The sequence below is a fragment of the Natronoflexus pectinivorans genome (assembly GCF_004345615.1).
GTDB lineage: Bacteria > Bacteroidota > Bacteroidia > Bacteroidales > Marinilabiliaceae > Natronoflexus > Natronoflexus pectinivorans.
The window spans coordinates 255,546-280,610 of the sequence record NZ_SLWK01000001.1 but is presented as its reverse complement, the minus strand read 5'-3'; the positions used below and the strand labels follow the sequence as shown (position 1 = coordinate 280,610).

Genomic DNA, 25,065 nt, shown 5'->3' with positions numbered 1-25,065 from the left:
AGATAGCATTTTTTATCATATAAATTAAATCTTAATTATATCCCGGGTTATTTTCCCATTTTACGTCCTTGTTTCTTTGAATTTCGCTTAATGGAATCGGGAGTAGGTTAATGCGAGGATTTAGCCCCGAAATGGTTCCTTTAATTGAACTGTCGGTATTGATTTTTGCTCTTTCAATTAAAGTTCCGGTTCGCATTAGTGTTAATCGGCGATTTTCCTCAGCAAACATCTCTCGCGCGCGCTCATCAAGGATGAAATCCAGGGTCTTTAATCCAATTGAAAAAAGAAACACTAAAAAAATGTGTCTTGATGTTTTCAAACAGAAGATTACTTTAGAGAGGTATGAAACGTTAACGAACACGCAAATTTCTTATGTGCGCTAAAAAACAGAAATACAAATAGATAGGATTTTTATTGAGTTAAAAATCATTAACGGTATTTCTGTTTCCCGTTTTTTTCTTTTCTATTTAGCATTGGCTTCATATATTTGTGCAAATTAATTTTGTATTATGCATAGAAATATTTTGGCTGCTTGTTATGTGTTTATTTCAGTTGTTAAACTTTTATATATTCCTAAATGAACTGAAATACAGCGTAGAGTATATTTCTTGATACATGTTTTTGGTGTTGTTTGTTTTAGTAATGCCATTCTCTGGATATTAGAATGTAGTCGTTTATTTAATTGCCGTTAACGAGAACGGTTTTGATTTTCAATTATTTCGATCTAAACCAATTTAAAACTATAATAATGAAGAAGCTGAATCGTCAGAATGCAACTGAAGCCAAAACTTACCCTACACGTATTCTACAATTTGGAGAAGGTAATTTTTTGCGTGCTTTTTCCGATTGGATTGTGCACAAAATGAACAAATCCATTGATTTTAACACAGGGATTGATGTTGTTCAACCTTTGACCAATGGGATGGTTAATATGTTAAACGATCAGGATGGTCTATACCATGTTTATTTAAAAGGGATAAAAGACGGGCAGCCAATTCAAGAGTATACGCTAATTGATTGTCTTAACGCGGGCATCAATCCATACACCGAATATGAGAAATACGAATCATCTATTTTGAATCCTGAATTACGTTTTGTTATCTCCAATACTACCGAAGCCGGTATCAGTTGGGATGATAATGAAAGCCTTGATCTGAAACCACAGAATTCGTTTCCGGGAAAAGTGGCGGCTTTGCTGTATGCACGTTATAAGCAGTTCAACGGCGATGCATCAAAAGGATTGATTTTCTTCCCCTGCGAATTGATTGATAGAAATGGTGATATTCTGAAGAAATTTGTTTTACAACACGCAGAAAAGTGGGATCTTGAAAAAGAGTTCATTAATTGGGTTGATGTTGCATGCTGTTTCTGTAATACTTTGGTTGACAGGATTGTCCCAGGTTTCCCAAAAGATGACATCAAAGAGATCCAAAGCGAATTGGGATTTGAAGATAATTTAGTCGTTGTAGGCGAATACTTCCATTTTTGGGTAATTGAAGCTCCTGAATGGGTTAAAAAAGAATTCCCCGCAGATAAAGCCGGACTAGATGTGAAGTTCGTGAAAGACATGACCAAATATCGCGAACAAAAAGTTCAGGTGTTGAATGGTTGCCATACCGGAAGTTATGCTGTATCTTTTTTAAGTGGAATTGAAACAGTGAGGGAGGCATTTGAAAATCTTGAAACTGGAGAGTTCATGCGCGATTTGGTATATGATGAAGTGCTTACTGTTCTTGAAGGCGAGGATGTGGAGTTGAAATCTTTTGCCAAGAAAATTCTTGAGCGTTTTAGAAATCCATACATCCGTCATCAATGGCAGAGTATTGCCTTGAACGCCATGTCGAAATGGGAAACCCGCAATCTTCCATCTTTGCTGAACTATTATGAGAATCATGGCATGTTACCTCAAAAACTCGTCTTTTCTCTTGCGGCCATGATCGCCTATTTTAAAGGAGAAGCCGATGGCCAAAAATACCCGGTTCAGGACGATCAGTGGATTATAGATTTTTACAAAGAGGCATGGGAAGCATGTGATGGCCGACCGGTTTCAATTTACCAACTGGTAGAGAAGGTTCTAAAACTTGACAAGGTATGGAAACGAGATTTGAACGAAGTTCCAAATCTTACCATTTCAGTAAGTCATTATCTGTTCCTCATTCAACAAGTAGGAATGAAACGTGCCGTAAAAGCGGTATTAAACAAAAACAATCCTTTGATGCAGATGTCTTAATTACACATCGGAAAAATATTAAATAATGGCAAAATTCTTATTGGTAAACCCCGAAGATAACGTGGCCGTTGCACTGGTAGCTGCAAATGCCGGAGATGTTGTTAACGTAGATAGTTATCAGGTAACTCTAACAGAGAATGTTCCTGTTGGACATAAGGTTGCTTTAAAAAATATTGATATAAATGAGGACATCATTAAATATGGTGCGCCTATCGGACATGCAACTCAGCCAATAAACGCCGGAATGCATGTCCATACTCAGAATTTAAAAACAAACCTTTCTGGAAATCTGGTTTATTCATTCAACCAAAAGTTAAATGAGCTTCGTTTTTCCGATCGAAACATGAAATTTGACGGCTACCGCCGTTCAAACGGGAAGACCGGGATCCGAAATGAGCTTTGGATTGTACCCACAGTTGGATGTGTAAATGGCCAAGCCCAGCAAATCATCAACAGGTTTAACCGTGAGGTTAATCCTTCAGATATTGACGGGGTAGAAGTTTTCAAGCACAGCTATGGCTGTTCTCAACTTGGAGATGATCACGTAAACACTCAAAAGGCGTTGGCCGATGTCATTAATCATCCCAACGCAGGAGGCGTGCTTGTAATTGGTTTAGGTTGTGAGAACAATCAAATCTCGCATCTGAAAAAATTCATAGGTGATTACGATGAATCTCGTGTTCGGTATATGGTTGCACAGGAGGTGGATGATGAGGTTGAAGCGGGATTTTCTATGCTGAAGGAGATTTATGAGAAGATGCGTTATGACAAACGCGAACCTGTGCCTCTTTCTGAATTGAAAATAGGATTGAAGTGTGGAGGTTCTGATGGTTTTTCCGGAATTACTGCCAACCCATTGGTTGGTGTATTTTCTGATTTTCTTGTTGCTCAAGGAGGAACAACGGTTTTAACGGAGGTTCCTGAAATGTTTGGCGCAGAAACCATCCTAATGGAGAGAGCCATTGATAAGGAAGTTTTTCAAAAAACGGTTGAGTTGATCAATGGTTTTAAAGACTATTACCATAAGCATAATCTGCCGGTTTATGAAAACCCCTCGCCCGGGAATAAAGATGGCGGAATTTCTACTCTGGAGGATAAATCTTTGGGCTGTACACAAAAAGGAGGTACAGCCACTGTTGTTGATGTTTTAAAATACGCTGAACCCATTCGTAAGAATGGCCTCAATTTGCTTTCTGCTCCTGGTAATGATTTGGTTGCAGCATCAGCTCTTGGTTTCAGCGGATGCCAGATGGTGCTTTTCACCACAGGCAGGGGAACACCTTTTGGTAGTTTTGTTCCGACAATGAAAATTTCAACCAACTCCAATCTATTCAACAAAAAGAGGAACTGGATTGATTTTAATGCTGGTCAACTATTGGAGGGTAAAACCATGGATCACTTGCTTGATGAGTTCATCAGTTTTGTGGTTGAAGTGGCCAGTGGGAAAAAATTAAAGCACGAGGAAACCGGGTTTAAAGAGATCGCCATTTTTAAAACCGGAGTAACTCTTTAATGACTTATTTGTAACTGTTATATATTGAGAATTCGCAGCGAGTAGATCAAACATGATCTACTCGCTTTTTTGTATGAAACTGTAATTTTGATTGTGAAATATTGTAGATTTTATTATAAAAGTATTTGGTACATATAAAATTTAAAGTATCTTTACACTGTTTTGTATTATATTTTATAACTAAAAAGGAAACAGATGAAACGAGCAATTAGGGAATTTTATGTTCTAAAGGCATATTGTAATCTGGGGCAAGTTTCATCTGACCTCGACAAACAAATTACCAATTATGAAAAAAAGGGTTATTATTGTATCAATGGCTTTGCTGATGTTTTTTCAGCTGACAAGTCAGAATCGGAATTTGAAACTGCATTACGATTTTAAGAGTGTTTCACCTTCAGGCGAAATCCTGGATGTGAGTGGAAATGGGTTTAATGCAGAATTGAAAAACGAAGCATTTTTGGATCATATGGGCGATTACCATATTCTGAACCTAGGGTTCCACAACGGTTATCTCGACATGGGGGAGCAAACCGGGGAGTTGGTGAATTCTTTGAAAGATTTTTCTGTGTCAACTTATGTGTATGTTGATGAGGGTGTTAGTTTGAGCCTTCATGGTAGTTTTATCTTAACATTTTCTAATTCTACGGACATTCGGAGTGAAGGTAATGGATGTTTGTTTTTAAGTGCCCGCGACCAGACATATGCCATAACAAAAACCGACAGTAGAGGCGAACAAGCGGTACGAGTGGGAGAGCCTGTTCAACAGGGTGCCTGGATGCATATTGTATATACTCAAGAAGGTAACCAGGGAAACCTTTTCATAGATGGGAAAATGGTTGCATCTAATACTGTAGATATTTATCCATCAGCAATAGGCAAAACAAAATTCAATTTTATTGGTCGCTCTCCATATAAGGAAGATAATTATTTGAGAGGTCTGTTGGCTGATTTCAGAATTTATGACAAAGCATTAACGGTAAGAGAAATCAATCGGTTGGGACGAGAAACCAAAGGATTGGCAGAGGCTCATGTGGAGTATGCTCAACGTCCCATTAGATTGATTGCTAATGGAAACCCCCTGTTTTCTCATAAATACACAGCCGACCCTGCAGCTCTTGTTCACGATGATGTTTTTTATATTTATGCAGGTCAGGATGTTGGTGACGGAAGAGGTTATAATATGCCAAACTGGGTAGTGTTCTCATCTGAAGATTTAGAAACATGGTACGAACACCCCATTCCATTGCGACCTTCTGACTTTAGCTGGGCTAGAGGTAATTATGCATGGGCAGCCCAGGTTATTGAGCGTGATGGCAAATTCTACTGGTATGTATCAACTCAACATTATACCGGGGCACGTGCTATTGGCGTGGCAGTGTCTGACAGCCCAACCGGTCCGTTTGTGGATGCCATTGGATCGGCTTTGATTACCAATGATATGACGACTCACTGTACAAACATTACCTGGGATGATATAGATCCGACCGTATGGATTGATGATGACGGGCAGGCTTATCTGTTTTGGGGTAACACATGTTGCTACTATGTAAAGCTTAAGGACAATATGATTGAAATGGATGGTGATATTATGACCATTGAAGACCTTCCTCACTTTACTGAAGCACCTTGGATCCATAAGAAGAATGATTGGTACTACCTATCTTATGCTGCATGGTTCCCGGAAAAAACTGCTTATGCAAGAAGTAAAAGCATCAACGGCCCTTGGGAGTACATGGGTATTTTAAACGAAGTAGCCGGAAACAGCAATACAAATCACCAGGCTATTGTTGAATTTAAGGGGCAATGGTATTTTGTCTATCACAATGGTGCATTGCCAACACAGGGTGGAAGCTATTTGCGTTCTGTTTGTATTGATTATTTACATCATAATGAGGATGGGTCCATTCAAAGGGTGATCATGACAACCGAAGGGGTTAGTCCGGTAAGAGATTAATTCTTTTTTGTGCTAAAAATATTCTCAAGGACTTTTCAACGAAAAGTCCTTGAGTTCTTTTATCCATATTGTTCTGTCCTTTTTATGATTTTTTGAAGCTGAGAGGAGTACGGCTGTGGGGTCATTTGTGTCAGCACCCTGAACCGGAGAAATGCCTTCGCTTACAAGAGATCCGGAAAGACGACCATCTGGCGATGCATGCATTACACTGCCGAAATAAACATGACAAGTGGTAGGAAGAAGATTAATGCGATAATCTGCTCCGCGAGGACTGATTTCTCCTTTAACCACATCATGAAACAGTTCAAAAACATCGGTTAGTTGCTCATCGGCATAATCATCATCGTTTCCATATTTTGGTGTTTTATTTAGAAGTATATGGCGAATTTGCTCTTCATTGGTTAAATTGTTTACCAGTGAGTTAAGTAGCTTCACTGGGTCAATATTTCTTTCCTCAAAAAGGTGTTTTCTAAGCGCAGTTAATGAGTCTGTGATTGTTCCCAGCCGAACACCCTGAATGTAATTGGTATTATATCGGGCACCTCCGTTGTTGTAGTCCTTGCCATTTTTTACGCAGTCGTCAGTAATTAATGAGAGGAATGGCGCAGGCATGTGGTTCATAAATATTTCCTCTTTTTTATTGCTGCCGGCAATTTTGATCTTAATAAAATGAAGTAGTTGTTGTTTGAAAGCCATTCGTAATTGGGAATAGCTTTCCAGGTCGGCTAATTCACCTGTCATTGTTTCTTTGTGGATGGATCGTAGCCATTATGAAGTGTAATTTCCAGTATTTTTGGAAGATTAATGTTTCCTGTCATACGGATTTCATTGACTGTTCCAGTTCGGTGTTTTCTGATTCAAAAGATGACGAATGAAGAAGTCTCTTCGTTTGCGTTCCCCATATACTCCGCCAAGTGTGTGTCCTACAGATGGTAATATTACCAGTTCAAATTCTTTATTGGCTTCTATCAGGGCTTTTGCTACTTGCATGGTGGAGGCAGGATCCACATTGTCGTCTATTTCTCCATTAATCAGCATTAAATGTCCCTGGAGTTTATGGGCATTGGTAACATTGGATGATTCCTGGTAATGAGGGCCAATCGGATATCCCATCCATTGTTCGTTCCACCATATTTTATCCATTCGGTTGTCGTGGCAGCCTGATGAAGCTACACCTGCTTTGTAAAACTCAGGATGGAACAGGAGTGCGCCCATGGCACTTTGCCCTCCTGCAGAGGCACCATAGATACCCACCCTTGTGGTATCCATGTATGGATATTTTTCTGCTGCGGCTTTTATCCATAATATCCTGTCGGGAAAGCCTGCGTCTTTCAGATTTTTCCAGCATACATCGTGAAAAGCTTTGGAACGGTTTGAGGTACCCATTCCGTCAATCTGTACAACAATAAAACCGAGTTCAGCCAGACTGCTAAAAGCACCCATGTATGGCGTAAAGCTCTTTTGAACAAAAGAGCTGTGAGGTCCGGCATAAATATACTCTATTATCGGGTAGTCAATTTCGGGATCGAAATTTGACGGACGATAAATGTTCCCCCATATATCGGTTTTTCCATCGCGCCCTTTTGCCACAAAAACTTCAGGAGCAATCCATCCTTCATTTTCCAGATCAGAGATGTCTGCTTGCGCTAGTTTAAGTATAATGTCCCCATTTTCTCCTTCTCGAATTACGCTTATAGGGGGATGTTCGGGTGTTGAGAAGGTGTTTAAAAAGAATTTGTGATTGTGTGAAAAAGATGCCTGGTGGTTCATCTCTTCCGGTGTAAGTTCAGTAAATCCTCTGCCATTAAATCCAATCCGATAGTAATGTATGTTGTATGGGTCTTCATTTTTGTTCCGGCCACTGGCCCGGAACAATATGGTACGGTTTTCTTCATCTACATGTTCAACACTTCTGACTACCCATTCTCCTTTGGTAATTTGGTTTTTTACTCTTCCCTTTTTTGCATCGTAAAGGTAGAGATGGTTCCAGCCATCACGTTCAGATGCCCAAATAATTTCCTCACCATCCTTCGTATCGTGCCGGTAGCGTTTCCCGCTGTAATCGATAAAAGTAGGGCTTGTTTCGTTAATGAGTACCCTTACATTTCCTGTTTGAGCATCAACTTCAACTACTTGATAAGTTTGGTGTCCGCGTTCATTAAATTCAAACGTGAACCCTCTGCTGTCGTACCACCAGGCCGGGTTGGAAAGTGAGTATTGGTGCTCAAAAGACTTGGTTTCAAGGGGGATTGGCAGCTTTTCTTCCACATTGAACAGCGAAGGACGTTTAATGGGAAGCGCGTCGCCGGGTTTTAGATACTCTATTTCATGTAATTTTGGCTGCAACTGATCCGAAGGAGCAGATTCTATAAAGTGAATGTATTGTTTCTCATGTAATCGCACTTTGTTGGTTGCCAGGTAACGTGAGTCTGGCGACCATGAGATGAAAGAAGAGTAAGTGTCACCTTGTGCTCCATCAAAACTGAGTTGGTACTCAGTGTTATCCTGCCTGTTTCGAATATATACGTTGAAGTCTTTAATGAATGCCGTCCAAAGACTATCTGGAGACATAACGGGAGATTGACTCAGTTCATCGGTTGTTTGTCCCCAATGTCCTCTGTTTCCTCTTTGGCGAACCCGTGAGGTCTCCTTTAGTTCATAACTGCTAAGATCGACTTCATAGTTTATATTATTCATCGTAAAAGTAATGGTGTCCAAACCTGCTTTGAAAGAGAGGTTCCTAATAGGCAATGAGTATGGAGATACCCGATTGCTGCCATTTACTTTTTTGATGGCTTCACTTAACTTTTTATGATCGAAAGCCTTGCGAATGTTTTTCTCTTTGGAGTCGGCAAGAAAATATTCAGTACCTTGTTTGGTCTTTAAATCATACCATAAAACTTGCGTGGTGTCAACCCAATCGGAGCCTGATATGGTGTTGTACACCATATCGTTAAATTTAGAAATGGAGTCGGCCTGCTTGTAATATTCAGCAGTGTGCTGAGCAAAAACAGGGAAGGTTAATAATGTGATGAATAACAGTAAAAGGCGGTATAAGTAGCCGAAGAATTTAATTCCAAATGTCATAAAATCGGTTTTAATAACGCAATATAACGATTTTAAGAAATGGTTATGATGGTTTTAGAAAAAGTGCCACTCATTTTTAAAAATGTGACAAGTGAGCGAATTTGATTAGGATTGTTATTTGATATGATAAATGTTATTTGCAATGAGATGTTAATATTTGTGTTATTTGCTTATGTTGTTTATTTTTATAAAGGAAAATCCCGGCGTGTGCATTAATAACGGGCTCTCATCATTCCTTTAGTTTAAATTGATTGTACACAGGCTGCTCATTTTATCGGTTTAATAATGTAATAATAGTTCGTTAATCCTTTTTATTTGCCTAATTATCAATTGTTTATGAGCTTGCTGTAGTATTATACAATCTGCAGATAATAAGAGACTTACTTGCGTCTATTATCTAATAATCTAAAAGTCTAACGATCTATTAATGTAAAGGAGTTTTCTTAAATAATAAATAACAAGCAAATATATCTATGAAGCGAGCATGATTCGTTAATCACATACACGGATGAAAATTTATCATGCGAGTTCCATCCGGCTTTTTTTAAAATAGTCTACGCATGAAAAAAATGATTTTATCAATTAGCTTACTTTTAATGGTAAGCTTTTTGTACTCGCAGAGTGCAAAGCGATTTTATCCTGCGTCAGAGTTAATCTCAGTAGGAGCTTATTATTATCCGGAGCATTGGGACGAGTCGGTTTGGGAACGTGATTTAAAACAGATGGCCAAAATGGGTTTTGAGTTTACCCATTATGGTGAATTTGCCTGGGCTCAGCTGGAGCCTGAAGAAGGAAAATACAATTTTGAATGGCTGGATAGAGCCATTGCTCTGGCAGATAAATATGGGCTTAAAGTGATTCTGTGTACATCTACCGCAACGCCTCCTGTATGGCTGGTGCGGAAATATGCTGAGGTGCTTATAACCCATGAAGACGGAACCCGTATGGATCACGGAGCACGCCAACATGCTTCATTTTCCAGTACTTTCTACAGAGAGTATTCTCAAAAAATGATTGCCGAGCTGGCAAAGCGCTATGGGAATGATGAACGGGTCATCGGCTGGCAGTTGGATAACGAACCACGAATGTCGATAGATTACGGACCCGATGCCCATGAGCGTTTCCGGGTTTGGCTTAAAGAAAAGTACGGTACCATTGAAGCTTTGAATAAAGCCTGGGGCAACGATTTTTGGAGTGGGTTGTACAACGATTTTTCTCAAATTAATATTCCATTACATTCTCAATGGGGCATGAATATACACCAAAGGCTTGACCATACCAGATTTGCCGATTGGGAAACCGCATCGTTTATGGATAAGCAGGCACGAACCATCCGCAAACATATAACACGCGACCAGTGGATTACCACTAATTACATTCCCATGTACGATGTGCGTTACATAGGACAAAGCCGGGAACTGGATTTTGTGACTTATACCCGGTATATGATTTATGGAGAAGGGCTTGGAGTTGGGCGAAAGGGATACAGAATAGGTGAGCCGCTCCGCATTGCCATGGCCAACGATTATTTCAGGCCATTGTCAGAGATTATTGGTGTCATGGAGCTTCAACCAGGGCAGGTGAACTGGGGGCAAATTAATCCGCAACCGCTTCCAGGTGCGGTACGGCTTTGGAACTGGCATGTTTTTGCCGGTGGAAGCAAGTTTACTTGTACGTATCGATTCCGCGCACCTTTATATGGTTATGAGCAATATCATTACGGAATCATGGACTTTGACGGTGTGCGTCCGTCGCCCGGCGGGCTGGAATTTCAACAATTTATTGAAGAGATAAATCTGTTGCGTAAGCACTTTGTCGGTTTGGATGTCCCCGATGAATACCGCAAACGTTATACCGGTGTGTTATTCGATCCCAATAATGCCATTGCCATGGCGCATAATCCTCAAACGACAGAGTGGCATACCGAAAACCATGTGTTGAAATATTACAAAGCTTTAAAGTCTTTTGGAGCTCCTGTTGATTTTGTGCGCGACACCATGGACATTTCGAAATATCCGGTTTTGGTTGTGCCTGCGTATCAGCAAATGTCTCTTGAACTGATTGAAGAACTGACCAATTATGCCAGTAATGGCGGACACCTTGTGATGACCGTCCGTACCGGACACCAGGATCCTTATGGACATTTGTGGGAAGCACCTTATGCCCAGCCAATATATAATTTGATAGGAAGTGAAATTGAGTTCTACGATCTTTTAATGCCACATGCCCCCGATCATGTAAAAATGGATGGAGAATTGCACTCTTGGACAAGTTGGGGAGAGATTCTCAAACCATTCACCGGAACTGAAGCATGGGCAACTTTTGAAGATGATTTTTATGCCGGAAAACCTGCCGTTATCTGGCGGAACCTGGGAAGAGGGACAGTCACTTATGTTGGAGTAGACACTCATGATGGCCAACTGGAGCATAAAGTCCTCACACGAGTTTTTGAGCGTGCAGGTATTAAAACTGAAAGCTACCCGGAAGGAATTATTGTGGAGTATCGTGATAGCTTTGGCATAGCCATGAACTATTCCGATAAAAACTATGCGGTGAAAATACCTTCAGGTTCACAAATTTTGGTTGGACAACCAAATATTGCTCCTGCCGAAGTGGTGGTGTGGAAGATTGAATAAATTAATAAAAAAATCATTAGGTGTTCTGCTTAACAGAACGCCTGATGATTTTTTTATTACTGTTGCTCCAGGATACTTCTGGTATATTCAATCCAATCTTCTTCCAGGAACCTGTCCAGATAAAAATCTGGCTGTATGCCAATTCCGTCTATAGGGTACTCATTTCTTATTGTGCTTCTACTCATAGCATACCATAGCTCAAAGTTCTCATCTGGAGATTTTATACTGTTCATGTTTGCATAATCAAAAGCTCCACCAGTTGGTTCACCAAAAATCTTTACTTTTTGACTTTGCCGGGCTAACACTAAGAAACTCTCATCTGAACTTCCATTGTACCTGTCACAAATTATTCCAATTCTTTTCGGATAAGGCATCACTGTGTCGAATGATGCCGTCATTACTGGATCATTGAAAATCACAAATTCTCCCTGAGTGTTTCTCATTTTTTTTGCCATTTCTAATAGCGATTTATCGCTCCTTTTACCTGCATATTGTTCAAAGAAAATGGTATTTTGTTCAGAGGCATAAAATTCATCGCCATACCAACGCATTGAATTTGTGTAAATAAATGGCAACAAACCTTGGAAAGATGCGTCACTGCCTCCACCACTCCCTCTTATATCAATTATTAAATTAGGAAAGGATGTAAGAAGTAGTTCGTTTTGCTTAATCAGATTGTCAATTTGATCTTTGTATTGGTATTCGAATGAAAAGATTTTTAAATACAGAGTCTTATCGTTCAGAGCTTTTAATTGTGTAGATCTGTTATTTGGTTTTGATGATGTATTATGCTGCCTCCCAAGGCTATGGCTTTTCGCATAAATTCCAATATGCTCTTTTCGGAAAAAGTGGAGCCACTCATTCATAAGTGCTTCACATTCCCGAATGTGTCGTGTTCTCTTAGCACGTCTGCGTAGAGCTTTTGTGTGATTTTTTACCCCATCCAGGTTATTGAATTCAACCAAAGTCCTGTAGCCGGCATCATTTTCCATAAATGTTTCGGTCATCCAATCGAATGTGCTTTTGCAATTGCATTGGTCAGGATTTGTTTTACATTCGGAAAGAAGTAGTAGGGTGAGAGCGAAGGTGATTGGTTTCATAATTATTTAGTTTGGAGTTATAGCATAACAGCACAGCTAAACTATGAAATAATGTTTATTAACCCAACGAGTACCAGAAATATTTTAGCTAATTACTTGTCGCAAATGAATTTGACCTTGCAAAACTTAAGTCTTTTTCGAATAATTAAAACGTTTCTCCGAAAACGTACTATCTGGATCTCTGAAGAATTCATAATTTTGATATTGTATTGTAAAGTTTTTATTGGTGCTTTACTTTTGAGTAACTCTAATCCAACTCGAAATGCAGACCAAAATTCTTCTTAAAAGCATTAAAAGCGCCCACACTACTACCAAGTACGAAAAAGTGATTGGTTATTTGTTTATTGAATTTTCTCCTTTCATGTTTGTATTATTATTAAAAATCCTTTTATGAAAACCTGTCCCATTTGTAACTCCGAAATTGAGCATAATTTTGAAATTTGCTGGAATTGTAACTACAGTTTCACAGAGAAAAAACAGATTGATTTTTTAGATGCAAACGCCGGGAAACGAAATTTGGAATGTTTGCGATGTGGGATTCCTTTGATTTTTGGAGGTAATTATAAGTTCTATGAAGGTACTCGGTTTGGGTTTGTCAGCATATGGACAACTCTGTTTTTGAACCGTGAAAGTTTCGACTTGTATGTATGCCCTAAATGTGGAAAGGTGGAATTTTACACCCCGGTTACTTCAAAACTAACTGATGGCAGTTAAAAGTATAGGTAAGTCATCAGAAGATTATTGGTGTAGCCAGCTTTTTAATTCGCAGCAGATTACCTCTTTTTAACCTTAAAACTCAAAACTATGAACTCATTGATCAAAACCTTTTTAATTGTTACTTTTTTTAATGTAACAATAAATGCCAATCCGGAAAATCCGCTATTGGGAACCTGGAGAATGATTGAAACGGCCAATAGATTCGAATCTGCCATGGCTGATAGCACTTTTAGAACATGGGAATTTAAAAGCGATGGATCATTTTTAGGATTGATGCATACACCATCTGGCCCATTGTTCTTCAATGCAGGGCAGTTCATCCTGGTGGACGACACCACCATGGTCACCATTCATCAGGATTTTTATAAAAGACGGATTCCTGTGGCTAACTACTATAATTTTCACATCCGAAGAGACACCATGCATTTTTATGGTAATGTGATTCAACAGCATCCTGAGAATAAAGCCCTGTACTGGTTTCCAATTAAGGAGAAATGGGTGAGAGGAACTGTAATGCCTTGATTCATTCGTTATGAGCTTGCGTCTTCTTTGCTCGGAACTTTAACTAAAAGTATCTTTTGTCCTTTCTTTTTTTAAAAAAGAGACAGTAGTTTTTAAATATCTGATACATCGTTTGATAATTAATTGCAATTTTTGAAACGTCGTAAAATGTGTTTGCAGAAATCATCTGTTCCTTTGATGAGGAATCTATTAGTTGTTTTGTTTTTTCGCTGTAAACCCAGTCTCTAATTAATTGGAACGTTTTAAATATTACTCAAATGATGATTAAAAGATTTTACTGGTTGTTGCTGGCGGTGTTGTTTTATTCGACAACGAGTTGCCAAACAGAAGAAGGTTTAGTATTACATTATGACTTTAGCAGAACCACCGGTTCTGGTAATGTAGTGCGTGATGCCAGCGGAAATGGTTATTCCGGAGAAGTTCACAATGACGCATTTTTTGAGTCTCTTGGAAGAACAGGTATTCTTAACCTTGGTAGTGAAAATGGGTTTCTTGATATGGGCTCCAAAACCGGAGAGTTGATCAGCAGCCTTGAGGATTTTACTGTTGCTGCTTATTTATATGTTGATGAGTTAATCGACCTTACAGCACACGGTAATTTCTTGTGGAATTTTGGAAACTCAGACAATCTGGCCGTTGAACAAAATGGTTCTATGTTCTTTTCAGCACGAACCACTGGATATACAATCTCTCGTCGACATTGGTCCGGAGAGCAGGGGGCTGCTCGTTCGCTCACATTTCCAAAGGGACAATGGCATCACGTTGCCTATGTTCAAAAGGGCAATATTGGAACTATATATTTAAACGGATCCCGCACTGCCGAGAGTTCTGTAACCATCTTACCTTCAGTGTTGGGGAAGACCACTCATAACTACATCGGAAGATCTTCATATAGAGGGGATGCATTTCTTAGAAATGCAAAAGTGGCGGATTTCAGAGTTTATAATCGCGCATTGAGTAATGAGGAGATGGGACGATTTAGGGATCTTACAGAAAAACTTCAAAAAGCGACCATTGATAAGCAGCTAAAATCTGCTGCACAAACTGCCTTGCCAGGCAGTTTGGCCAATGTAGTAGAAAACCTTGAGTTGCCTTCTGTTGTGGCGCATGGCGTTACAGTAAGATGGAGTTCATCCAGGCCAGATGTTTTATCTGATGAAGGCGAAATAAACCGTCCAGCGCAAGGTTCAAAAGCTGCGTCTGTTACTTTAACAGGATTGTTTACGAAAAATGGGCAATCTCATTCCGAAAAATACACAGTAGTTGTTCAGCCTTGGCTAAGTGAAAGAGCATCTGTTGAGAAGGATATTGAAAATATTGCACTCAAAGGTAACGTAAATAACCTTCGTGCTGATATGGCTTTGCCTGTTAGTGGTATTGAGGGAACGACCATCCGATGGGAGTCATCTCATCGTGAATTTTTATCTGACAATGGCAAGTTAATTAATTTGTCTCCAAATGGCGACGGCGAAAAAATGGTGACTCTTACGGCTCATGTTTCAAAAGGGAGTGAGTCAAAAACCCGTGATTTCGAGGTTTATGTGGCAGAAGATGAAGGGTATGTGGCTTATTTGTTCTCTTATTTTATTGGAAATGGTCCGGGTGAAGAGGCTATTTTCTATTCCATAAGTCATGATGGATATAACTTCAGAGCTCTAAATAACAACCGACCAATTATTGCCGCCGATACCATAAGTGCGCGTGGCGGGGTTCGTGATCCACACATCTTAAGAGCGCCAGATGGATATTTCTACATGGTTGTTACCGATTTGTATGTACCAAATGATGGTTGGTCAGGTAATGATGCCATGGTGTTTTTAAGATCCAGTGATTTGGTTAACTGGACGTATGCAAAAATAAATATTGCAGATAAATTTGAAGAGTTTAGTAATGTTCTTCGGGTTTGGGCTCCTCAAAGTTATTTTGATGAAGAGAAAGGAAAAGTTATGGTATACTGGTCTATGCTTCAGCCGGGAGGATATGACATCATATACTATGCTTATGCAAACGAGGATTTTACCGGATTAGTGACTGTTCCCCAACAATTACTGTATCATCCCGATGAGGTAGCATGTATTGATGGTGATATCGTTTATAAAGACGGAGTTTACCATCTGTTTTTTAAAACAGAGGGTGCGGGAAATGGTATTAAAAAGGCTGTTTCCGATCGTTTAACAGAAGGTTATGTGGTACAAGAGCCATACTTGCAACAAACAAATGATGCTGTAGAAGGATCATGTGTTTATCGTTTAATAAATACCGATACTTATATTTTAATGTATGATGTTTACTCAAGAGGAACATATCAATTTACCAAATCTACTGATTTGGAAAATTTTGAAGTGATCGATCATAAAATATCAATGAATTTTCACCCAAGGCATGGTACTGTTATTCCTATTACTCAGGAGGAATTGAATAACATTATGGCCAGATGGGGGAGGTAATTAGATTGGGTTAATCATGAAGAAAAGCAGAAATGTGCTCAGTCACATTTCTGCTTTTTGTTTTTGTTAATCATTACCTCGGATATTACTATTTGAAGCAATTTTGTCGAAAACGGATTAGATGTTTTAAAGTATCTGATATTTATTTAAACTAAAATTAACAAACTTTGAGTTTGATTGAATTAATACGAGACCTTATGATATTACGTGATGTTTTTTTTAGAGTATTTGTGCTGATTTTTAGCCTTACAATAGCAAATGCTGAGAATAATAACGGTTTAATTTTACATTATTCCTTTAATGGGAATAATGTCAGTGGAAACAGCCTTTACGATGAATCAGGCCAATTCCCGGCAGTACTTTCAAATGATGCTAAAGTTGAACAATTAGGTGATTTCTTTATTCTAAATCTAGGAAGTCAAAATGGATATCTTAATCTGGGGGCTTCCGTTGGAGAGATAATAGGAGAATTGGAAGATTTCACCATCGCAACTTATGTTTTTATAGATGCAGCCGCCGACCTTTCTGCCCATGGCCAGTTTGTTTGGAATTTTGGTAATTCTGATGACATGGCTAACCAACGCAATGGCGCTATGTTTTTCTCTGCCCGAACCACCAGATTTGCAATTTCTGAGGCGCATTGGACAGGCGAACAGTCTGTTAATTATAATTCAGCTTTCCCTCAAAGCACATGGCAACATCTGGTTTATCGCCAGTCAGAAAATACGGGTACAATATTTTTAAATGGAGTGCCTGTTGTGTCTGGTACCGTAACAATTGCTCCATCTGCATTAGGAAACACCACTCATAACTTTATTGGAAAATCAGCATATAGAGGAGACGCATACCTGAGAAATGCCTTACTCTCTGATTTTCGAGTTTATGATTCGGCGTTAACCGAATCTGAAATAATTAATTTAGAATCAAACAGATCCAATTTGCAACAGGCACTAGTATTGCGACAACTCGAAGATGCTGCAAATGAGCTGTTAATTGAAAATATCGATAAAGTTCTTGTCGACCTGACATTGCCTTTGGTAATCGGGAATATTGCGGTGGAGTGGGAATCTTCAGCTCCTCATTTTATTTCTAAAACCGGTGTGGTAACTCGACCCGATATAGGTGATGATCCGGTTGAAGTGGTGCTGACCGCAGTTTTTTCTAAAGAAGGACAATCGTTCTCTTATGATTATGTTGCCACTGTGTATCCGTGGTTGTCCGATCACTCCTCTGTTGAAATGGATGCAGACAACATCAAGTTGGAAGGAAATATTAATAACCTGAGAGCAAATTTAGAGCTTCCTTTTACAGGAACTGAAGGAACAACCATAATCTGGTCGTCCGATCAGCCCGGTTTTTTATCAGACAACGGGATTTTAATAACTCTTTCGCCCAATGGAGTAGGCAAACAACTGGTTAATCTAACCGCTACCATTTCGAAAGGAACCGAGTCAATGGTTCGTAATTTTGAGGTGTTTGTGGCCGAGGATGAAGGTTACGATGCTTATCTCTTTGCTTATTTTCTTGGTAACGGGCCGGGTCAGGAGGCTGTGCATTACGCCATCAGCTATGATGGGTATAATTTTACTGCGCTCAATAACAACGAAGCAGTCATTTCTCCTGATACCATTAGTTCCCGGGGAGGTGTTCGTGACCCGCACATCCTTCGTGCCCCCGATGGAATGTTTTATATGGTTCTTACCGATTTGTATGTTCCCAATGACGGATGGTCTAATCATGCCATGGTTTTTCTTAAATCTGAAAATTTAATTGACTGGACTCACTCTGTTGTCAATATCCCTCAAAATTTTAGTGAGTTCTATGATGTAACAAGAGTATGGGCACCACAGAGTATCTTTGATGAGGAAGAGGAGAAGATTATGGTTTATTTCTCAATGCGACAGCCGGGAGGATACGATATTATTTATTATGCCTATGCCAATGAAGATTTTACAGGATTGGAGTCTTCTCCGCAACAATTATTGTATCATCCGAACGAAGTGGCTTGTATTGATGGCGACATTGTTTATAAAGACGGAGTTTACCATCTGTTTTTCAAAACAGAGGGGGCCGGCAATGGAATTAAAAAGGCTGTCTCAGATCAATTAACTGAAGGGTATGTGGTGCAGGAGCCGTTTTTGCAACAAACCAACGATGCTGTTGAGGGATCCTGTGTATATCGCTTAATTAACACAGATACTTATATTCTAATGTACGATGTATACATGCGGGGAACCTACCAATTCACGAAATCCTATGATCTGGAAAACTTTGAAATAATAGATCACCTGGTTTCGATGGATTTTTATCCTCGGCATGGCACGGTAATTCCTATCACGCAGGCGGAGTTAAATGCGCTAAAGGCAGCTTATGGTGACGAATCCACGACAATACGGGATTTTAATTTTAAGAAACAGAACTTTTCGATTTCCCCAAATCCAGCCAGCGACTATTTATTGATTAATCATCCCGGTTATTTAAATGATGAAAGTGTAATTTCTATTTATAATTTGTCAGGATTGAAAGTGATGGAAGTAGAAGCAGGTTCTGATGAAACAGTTTTAAATGTTTCACATTTAAAACCAGGGTATTATCTGGTTCAGCTATCAAAAAGAAATGTGGTGAGCGAGGTTCAAAAGATTTTGCTGAGATGAATGTTTTGACATAGAGATTGTTTCGATTTATATCGAACAAACTAAATAGATTTTTAGATATTATCCCGATTGTCTCGGGATAATGATATAATCTACAAAATCCTTTAAAATCTAAATTTAAACATCTACTAAGAAAAGATTGGCTGAATTGCCTTGAAACATAACTGTAACGATCCAAAACTAGAAATGAAAACGCATCTCGAGTAATAAGTAATTTTTGCAATGATATAATGATAACTATGAAAACTCTATTTTCACGTTTAAGCATCCTCATTTTTTTTGCTCTGTCAACAAATATAAGCGCAGAGAAACCAAAAGATTGGGAAAATCAACATGTTTTTGACATCAATAAAGAGGAGCCGCGTGCTTCGTTTTATTCGTTTCCATTGCTCAATCAGGCACTTACTTTTAACAGAGAGAAGTCTCCATATTTTAAATTGCTAAATGGAACCTGGAAGTTTAATTGGGTTCCCAAACCCGCGGACCGTCCTCGTGATTTTTTTATGGAAAGCTACGATGTTTCAAGTTGGGATGAAATTGAAGTGCCTTCAAACTGGGAGATTAATGGTTACGGAGTTCCTATATATGTAAGTGCAGGGTTTGGATTTACCAACGATCCGCAACCACCAAAAATTCCGCATGATAACAACCCGGTTGGATCCTATCGCAGAGACTTTGAAATTCCTGATGATTGGTCAAACCGTCAGGTTTTTATTCATATTGGCGCGGTCACTTCGGCTATGTATATTTGGGTAAACGGACAGAAGGTAGGCTATTCTCAGGATTCTAAGCTCCCTGCAGAGTTCGATATTACACCCTATATTCGAACCGGAAGCAATACCCTTGCGCTTGAAGTTTATCGATGGTGTGATGGCTCTTATATTGAAGATCAGGATTTCTGGCGATTGTCTGGTATCGAAAGAGACGTGTACCTTTATTCAACACCAAAATTCAGAATTAGAGACTTCTTTTTTAAAACAGAATTGAAAAATAATTTCCGGGATGCTGAAGTCAAAGTAGAGGTCGACCTTAGAAATCATTTGAAATCAACAGAACGTGGTTCTGTTGAAATCAAACTCATAGATGGTGATCAGGTTGCTCTAAAAACGACCGGGCAGGTAAGATCAAACGGGAATGATGATACACAGATTGTGCTTGAAGGTTTTTTGCAAAACATCAGATTGTGGAATGCTGAAGAACCTGAACTTTATACTCTCGCTGTCACTTTAAAAGACAGAAGAGGCCGTGAACTTGAGTCATTGGCTGTTAAAGTTGGATTCCGTGAAGTGAAAATAGCAGGTGCTCAACTGTTGGTTAACGGGAAAGCGGTGCTTTTAAAGGGTGTAAACCGCCATGACCACGACCCATTTACTGGTCATGTTATATCTGAAGAATCAATGATTCAGGATATTCTTCTGATGAAGCAGAATAACATAAATGCGGTAAGAACTAGCCATTATCCAAATGATACCAGATTTTATGAATTGTGTGATGAATTTGGACTCTACGTGGTAGATGAAGCTAATATCGAATCCCATGGAATGGGATATGGCGAAAGAAGTCTTGCCAAAGACACCACCTGGATGGCTGCACACATCGATCGTACCAGAAGAATGGTCGAACGGGATAAAAATCATGCTTCGGTGATTATATGGTCGCTTGGAAATGAAGCCGGAAACGGACCCAATTTTGAAGCTACATATGATTGGATTAAGGCCAGAGATTTAAGCAGACCGGTTCAGTACGAGCAAGCTGCCACTGGCAGGAATACTGATATTGTTACTCCCATGTACGCAAGAATCGACAGACTCGTAGGCCATGGAACATCTATCCAGGATCGTCCTCTCATCTTGTGTGAATATGCACATGCTATGGGGAACAGTGTTGGAAACCTGCGTGATTATTGGGACGTCATAGAAAAGTATGAAAACCTTCAAGGAGGATTTATTTGGGATTGGGTTGATCAAGGACTGGCAAAATTCAGTGACGACGGAACTCTTTATTGGGCATATGGAGGTGATTTTGGTCCTGAAGGAACGCCTTCAAGCAGCAACTTTTGCATGAATGGTCTGGTAAGACCGGATCGTTCCCCCAATCCATCGCTTCATGAGGTAAAACATGTTTATCAATATGTGAAAATAGAGCCGATACCTTTTACATCTAATCAAATAAGAATTGAAAATAATTATGACTTTATTTCTCTTGATCGTTTTGATTTTCGTTGGGAGGTAAGGTCAAATGGCAAAACAAAATTATCGGGAGTTATTAGTGCGCCTCATATTAAAGCAGGAGAGAAGAGTCAATACGAGCTTCCACTCGAAAGTCTGAACAAAATTCCCGGAGAGGAGTATTTTGTTGTTATCAGAAAGGTTTTAAATCAGGATTGGGGCATTCTGTCAAAAGAACATGAATTGGCAGCGTTTCAGTTGGAAATTCCAAATACTGCTGGCGAGAAATATTACCCTTCTTATGGACCTCTGAGTTTTCAGCGTGCTTCAGGAGAATTGAGGTATAGCGGAGAAGATTTTGCGATTGCATTCAATCAAAATACCGGAGAATTATCTTCATGGATAAGTAACGGGTTGGAGTTAATCGATAACGGACCAAAACCAAACTTTTGGAGGGCTCCCAATGATAATGATTATGGTTATCAGATGCCGCAATTATTGAATATTTGGCGACATGCAGCAGACAGCGCCCGAGTGGTAAGAGTTGAAAGTTCGTCAGTTCAAAACGGAAAGGCCACAGTTACGGTTGAGTATGCACTTAATAGTGATGCAGGAGGTTGTGAGATAACATATACGATATACGGTTCCGGCGATCTCATAGTGCGAATGAATTTTAAGCCGGGGAAAAATGACCTGCCAGTATTACCACGATTGGGAATGATGATGTCATTGCCCGGCCGATTTAATAACCTGACATGGTATGGAAGAGGCCCCTGGGAGAATTACCCTGACCGAAAAACATCCGCTTTCATCGATCTTTATCATAGCACCGTAGCCGATCAGTTGGAATGGTATCCTGCTCCACAGGAGAATGGTTATAAAACCGATGTTCGTTGGTTAAAACTGACCGATGAGGATGGCAATGGCTTTCTTATTGAAGGTGAAGAATTAATAGGTTTCTCCGCTTTGAATTTCACGCCTGAGGACTTTACGCTTCCTGGACGCGGACAAATCCATACCATTGATCTTAATCCCAGAGATGAGGTTTATCTAAATATCGATCATAAAGTGATGGGTGTTGGAGGAGACACCTCCTGGGGAGCACGTCCGCATGCAAATTACTCCATAATGCCGCGCAATTATGAATATCAATTCAGAATAAAGGCCATTGATAGAAGTGATAATTTCAAAACTGGGTTTGATTTTTTGAAATAGAAAACAAAGAGGGGTACATTTATCTGGATTCATCCATATAAAGTGAATTGCATAATGCTTTATAGGAGAGTATTATGCAATTCTTTGTTAATAGTTGTTTTGACTTTTTAGTATTGTTTTTTTATATTTGCTTACGTTCTTTTAATAGCTCTATAGTCTGTTTATTTACAGATGTGAAAACTGGAGTTGGATGCGCAGTTCGCAAAATAACAAGAATATGCTTTTATCTAATATCTAGTATTCTTATCACGAGGTATTCGGAACTAACGATCTATTTATTTTTTGCAAATTTAACTTTAAACTCAAATTATGAAACTTGCTCTAACTCTATTGGGGATGTTGTGCTTCGTTGCTACGTTGCACGCCCAAACAGTAATCGAAAATCCTACCGTTGGGGGTACAAATGTACCTTATGCTAAAATTGAAAGAGTCACACTCACCGACACCGCTACCATTATCGATTTTAATACAGAATTTATCCCTGGCTGGTGGATTCGGGTTAACGACGATAAAACTTTTATTACAGATAGTAGCGGCGGTGATGAGCTCTATGTCAAGGCTGCTGAAGGGCTTATCCTTAATGAGCAGCACTGGACTCCCGAGTCAGGTCTAAATATCTACTCGCTTATTTTCCCTCCATTGGATAAAGACGTGGAAAGTTTTGATTTAATTGGTGAGAGCTGGCGCTTTTTTGATATCCGTATTTGTGTCGATAACAATGATCTGTTGAATTTCCCTGAATGGGCTCGCGGAAACTGGCTTGCTACTGATGGTAGTAATAACTGGAAATATGGGTTTTACAAAGATTGTGTTATCTACGATAACACAATCTGGCGAGATGTTGATTTTGAGGAAGCCGGAGATCAATTAAAGATTTTTCTTAATAAGGACGATAGAAAAATTACTCTTATTGCTCATAATGCGGGTGACGAATTATTGAAAGTTAGGAATGGTCAGGATGACGTGGCTTTGGTCAGCCGTAATCAAACAAGAGTAAGAGGTTACACCATACCAAATAATCTGCCATATAGTGAACCTTTGTTGGATAATGGAATCGCTGTATATCAGGGTTACATAGAAGGTTACCATCCGAAAATGGGAGAAACAGGTGTTCTGTATGTAAATAACTTGTTTACTTCTGAACAGGAGAGTCATATTGTAATGATTAATAAGGATGGGACATTCTCTGTTGAAATACCACTGATGCATCCACAATCTGCATATCTTCGGTTGCTAGATGTTAATGATTTAGTTTTTTTAGAACCGGGCAAAACATTAACGCATTTTATTAGGCTGAGCGAATACACCAATTATCGCCGAAATTACCAAGAGTTTGTAAATCGGAAAAGGCAATCACTCTTTATGGGAGATTTGGCAAGAACCAATTCAGATTTGGCATTAATGAGTCCGATTAATTATGTTGATCACGGTAATATAAGGGACAGAATTCATGAAATGTCTCCCGAAGAGTATTATCAATATTATATGAATGCCATGAATAATGAAATGGCCAATTTGCAAAGGTTAAATCAAACCACTGGTTTATGTGCCAAAGCTTTACAAATTATGAACATGGAGATTCCGATGCGAATTGTTTCAGGTTTACTTGAGTATAATTGGATGAAAGAGTCGGCATACCGGAGAGTGCATGATATCCCCCGTGAGCAGAGAGAAATTGATTTGGAACCGCATTTTTTTACACCAGAAGATTTTGAGTTTTTACAAAATTACGATTTAAACACCCAATTGAGTCTTATTGTAGGATCTTACTCTATTTTTTTAAATAGAGTAGGTTATTACCAAGGTCCTAGTAATGAATCAGAACGAAGAGTAATGGCTTACTTGTTAGATGTTTTGCAAGATGCTAACGTTGCCTTATCTGATGAAGAACTTGTGATGGTTGAAAAACTGATGGCTTGCACTAGCGATGATTGTCTCAATGAGGTTGTTCAGGCCGACTCTATGTTGTGGGAGGAGTTTTATGTTAAAAATGAGGAGCATGTTCAAAAAGCGGTTATGCAATACATTGTGACCAATGAGAGCGAAGATAGAAATAAGGCTATTGAACAATTATTTGGCATTTCAGGGGGGCTGTTCGCAGATTTGATGTTATCTCAACGGCAGAATCAAATGATGAAATCAAGAATGCAGCCAATGTCTGACCAGGATAGAGAATTGGTAGAAAGAGAAATAGAAACCCCCTTTATTCGTGATTACATATTGGCACAAAGTGATCGATTGGCCAAAGAAATTGAAGAAACCATGCTGGCCAATAAATCCAGAACCGGGTATGTCATTAATGAAACTCCGGAGGGAAAAGGAGAAGCATTGTTTGACGCCATCATGGAAAACTATAAAGGGAAATTGGTTTATGTCGATTTCTGGGCTACATGGTGCGGTCCTTGTCGCTCCGGAATGGAAAGAATAAAGCCTCTTAAGGAGGAGCTGGCCGATGAGGACATCGTATTTGTTTATATCACTAATCCTACATCTCCTGTAAGTACATGGGAATTGATGATTCCAGATGTTAAAGGTGAACATTACCGCGTGACGCAGGATGAGTGGAACTATTTCTCAAGCATGTTTAACATCAGCGGAATTCCCCACTACCTTTTGGTTGACAGAGAGGGGAATGTTGTCAGGAATAAGATTTATAAGGACAACGAGGCCTTGAAAACTCTTTTTAATGAATATCTTTAAAAATGGGTTAGTAAGTATCGCTCTAACATTTAATGAAAAACCGGGGACTTCCCCGGTTTTTTGTTTGAATAATGAATACAACTTATACCCCGTTTTGCATCTCAGATTGATGCAAAATTCAA

Annotated in this window: 14 protein-coding genes; 10 read left to right on the top strand and 4 right to left on the bottom strand. The window is 39.3% G+C overall.

Features of this window, described 5'->3' with window-relative positions; all coding sequences use genetic code 11:
- Positions 1–31 precede the first annotated feature (31 nt).
- Positions 32–319 carry a RagB/SusD family nutrient uptake outer membrane protein gene (locus tag EV194_RS01120; RefSeq protein WP_207915855.1) on the bottom strand — a complete coding sequence of 96 codons (288 nt, stop codon included), beginning with the start codon at positions 317–319 and terminating at the stop codon, positions 32–34.
- A 429-nt stretch (positions 320–748) separates the two neighbouring features.
- On the opposite strand from EV194_RS01120, the gene EV194_RS01115 reads away from it, so the two are divergent.
- From EV194_RS01115 to EV194_RS01105, 3 genes are all read left to right on the top strand, one after another.
- Complete coding sequence (locus EV194_RS01115; protein ID WP_132431231.1) at positions 749–2,230, top strand: tagaturonate reductase; 1,482 nt, start codon at positions 749–751, stop codon at positions 2,228–2,230.
- Between the two features lie 25 nt (positions 2,231–2,255).
- Positions 2,256–3,743 carry a UxaA family hydrolase gene (locus EV194_RS01110; RefSeq protein ID WP_132431229.1) on the top strand — a complete coding sequence of 496 codons (1,488 nt, stop codon included), beginning with the start codon at positions 2,256–2,258 and terminating at the stop codon, positions 3,741–3,743.
- A gap of 286 nt (positions 3,744–4,029) precedes the next feature.
- Positions 4,030–5,697, top strand: coding sequence for a family 43 glycosylhydrolase (locus EV194_RS01105; RefSeq protein WP_132431227.1), 1,668 nt, complete (start codon positions 4,030–4,032; stop codon positions 5,695–5,697).
- A 24-nt stretch (positions 5,698–5,721) separates the two neighbouring features.
- Here EV194_RS01105 and EV194_RS01100 read toward each other — a convergent pair whose 3' ends face one another.
- Positions 5,722–6,438 (bottom strand): pyruvate formate lyase family protein, encoded by a 717-nt coding sequence (locus tag EV194_RS01100; protein ID WP_243699292.1) that lies wholly within the window; start codon positions 6,436–6,438, stop codon positions 5,722–5,724.
- Positions 6,439–6,522: 84 nt separating this feature from the next.
- The gene (locus EV194_RS01095; protein ID WP_132431225.1) at positions 6,523–8,784 is read right to left on the bottom strand and encodes a S9 family peptidase; all 2,262 of its coding nucleotides are present in this window, start codon (positions 8,782–8,784) and stop codon (positions 6,523–6,525) included.
- Between the two features lie 560 nt (positions 8,785–9,344).
- Here EV194_RS01095 and EV194_RS01090 point away from each other — a divergent pair.
- Entirely contained in the window at positions 9,345–11,420 is a 2,076-nt protein-coding gene (locus EV194_RS01090) for a beta-galactosidase (RefSeq protein ID WP_132431223.1), read from the top strand.
- Between the two features lie 56 nt (positions 11,421–11,476).
- Here EV194_RS01090 and EV194_RS01085 read toward each other — a convergent pair whose 3' ends face one another.
- Positions 11,477–12,520: a S41 family peptidase gene (locus tag EV194_RS01085; protein WP_132431221.1), complete on the bottom strand. Its 1,044-nt coding sequence runs from the start codon at positions 12,518–12,520 to the stop codon at positions 11,477–11,479.
- A 390-nt stretch (positions 12,521–12,910) separates the two neighbouring features.
- Between EV194_RS01085 and EV194_RS01080 the strand changes: the two genes are divergently transcribed.
- The 6 genes from EV194_RS01080 (at position 12,911) to EV194_RS01055 (ending at position 24,943) form a co-directional block, all read left to right on the top strand.
- Positions 12,911–13,234: a hypothetical protein gene (locus EV194_RS01080; protein ID WP_132431219.1), complete on the top strand. Its 324-nt coding sequence runs from the start codon at positions 12,911–12,913 to the stop codon at positions 13,232–13,234.
- Between the two features lie 90 nt (positions 13,235–13,324).
- Positions 13,325–13,759: a hypothetical protein gene (locus EV194_RS01075; protein WP_132431217.1), complete on the top strand. Its 435-nt coding sequence runs from the start codon at positions 13,325–13,327 to the stop codon at positions 13,757–13,759.
- A gap of 257 nt (positions 13,760–14,016) precedes the next feature.
- Complete coding sequence (locus EV194_RS01070) at positions 14,017–16,206, top strand: immunoglobulin-like domain-containing protein (protein WP_132431215.1); 2,190 nt, start codon at positions 14,017–14,019, stop codon at positions 16,204–16,206.
- A gap of 197 nt (positions 16,207–16,403) precedes the next feature.
- On the top strand, positions 16,404–18,860 hold the full coding sequence (locus EV194_RS01065) for an immunoglobulin-like domain-containing protein (RefSeq protein ID WP_132431213.1): 2,457 nt from the start codon (positions 16,404–16,406) through the stop codon (positions 18,858–18,860).
- A gap of 239 nt (positions 18,861–19,099) precedes the next feature.
- A complete protein-coding gene (locus EV194_RS01060) occupies positions 19,100–22,243 on the top strand; it encodes a glycoside hydrolase family 2 TIM barrel-domain containing protein (RefSeq protein WP_165921772.1) in 3,144 nt (1,047 codons plus the stop codon).
- A gap of 309 nt (positions 22,244–22,552) precedes the next feature.
- Positions 22,553–24,943 carry a TlpA family protein disulfide reductase gene (locus EV194_RS01055; protein WP_132431209.1) on the top strand — a complete coding sequence of 797 codons (2,391 nt, stop codon included), beginning with the start codon at positions 22,553–22,555 and terminating at the stop codon, positions 24,941–24,943.
- The last annotated feature ends 122 nt before the right edge of the window (positions 24,944–25,065 follow it).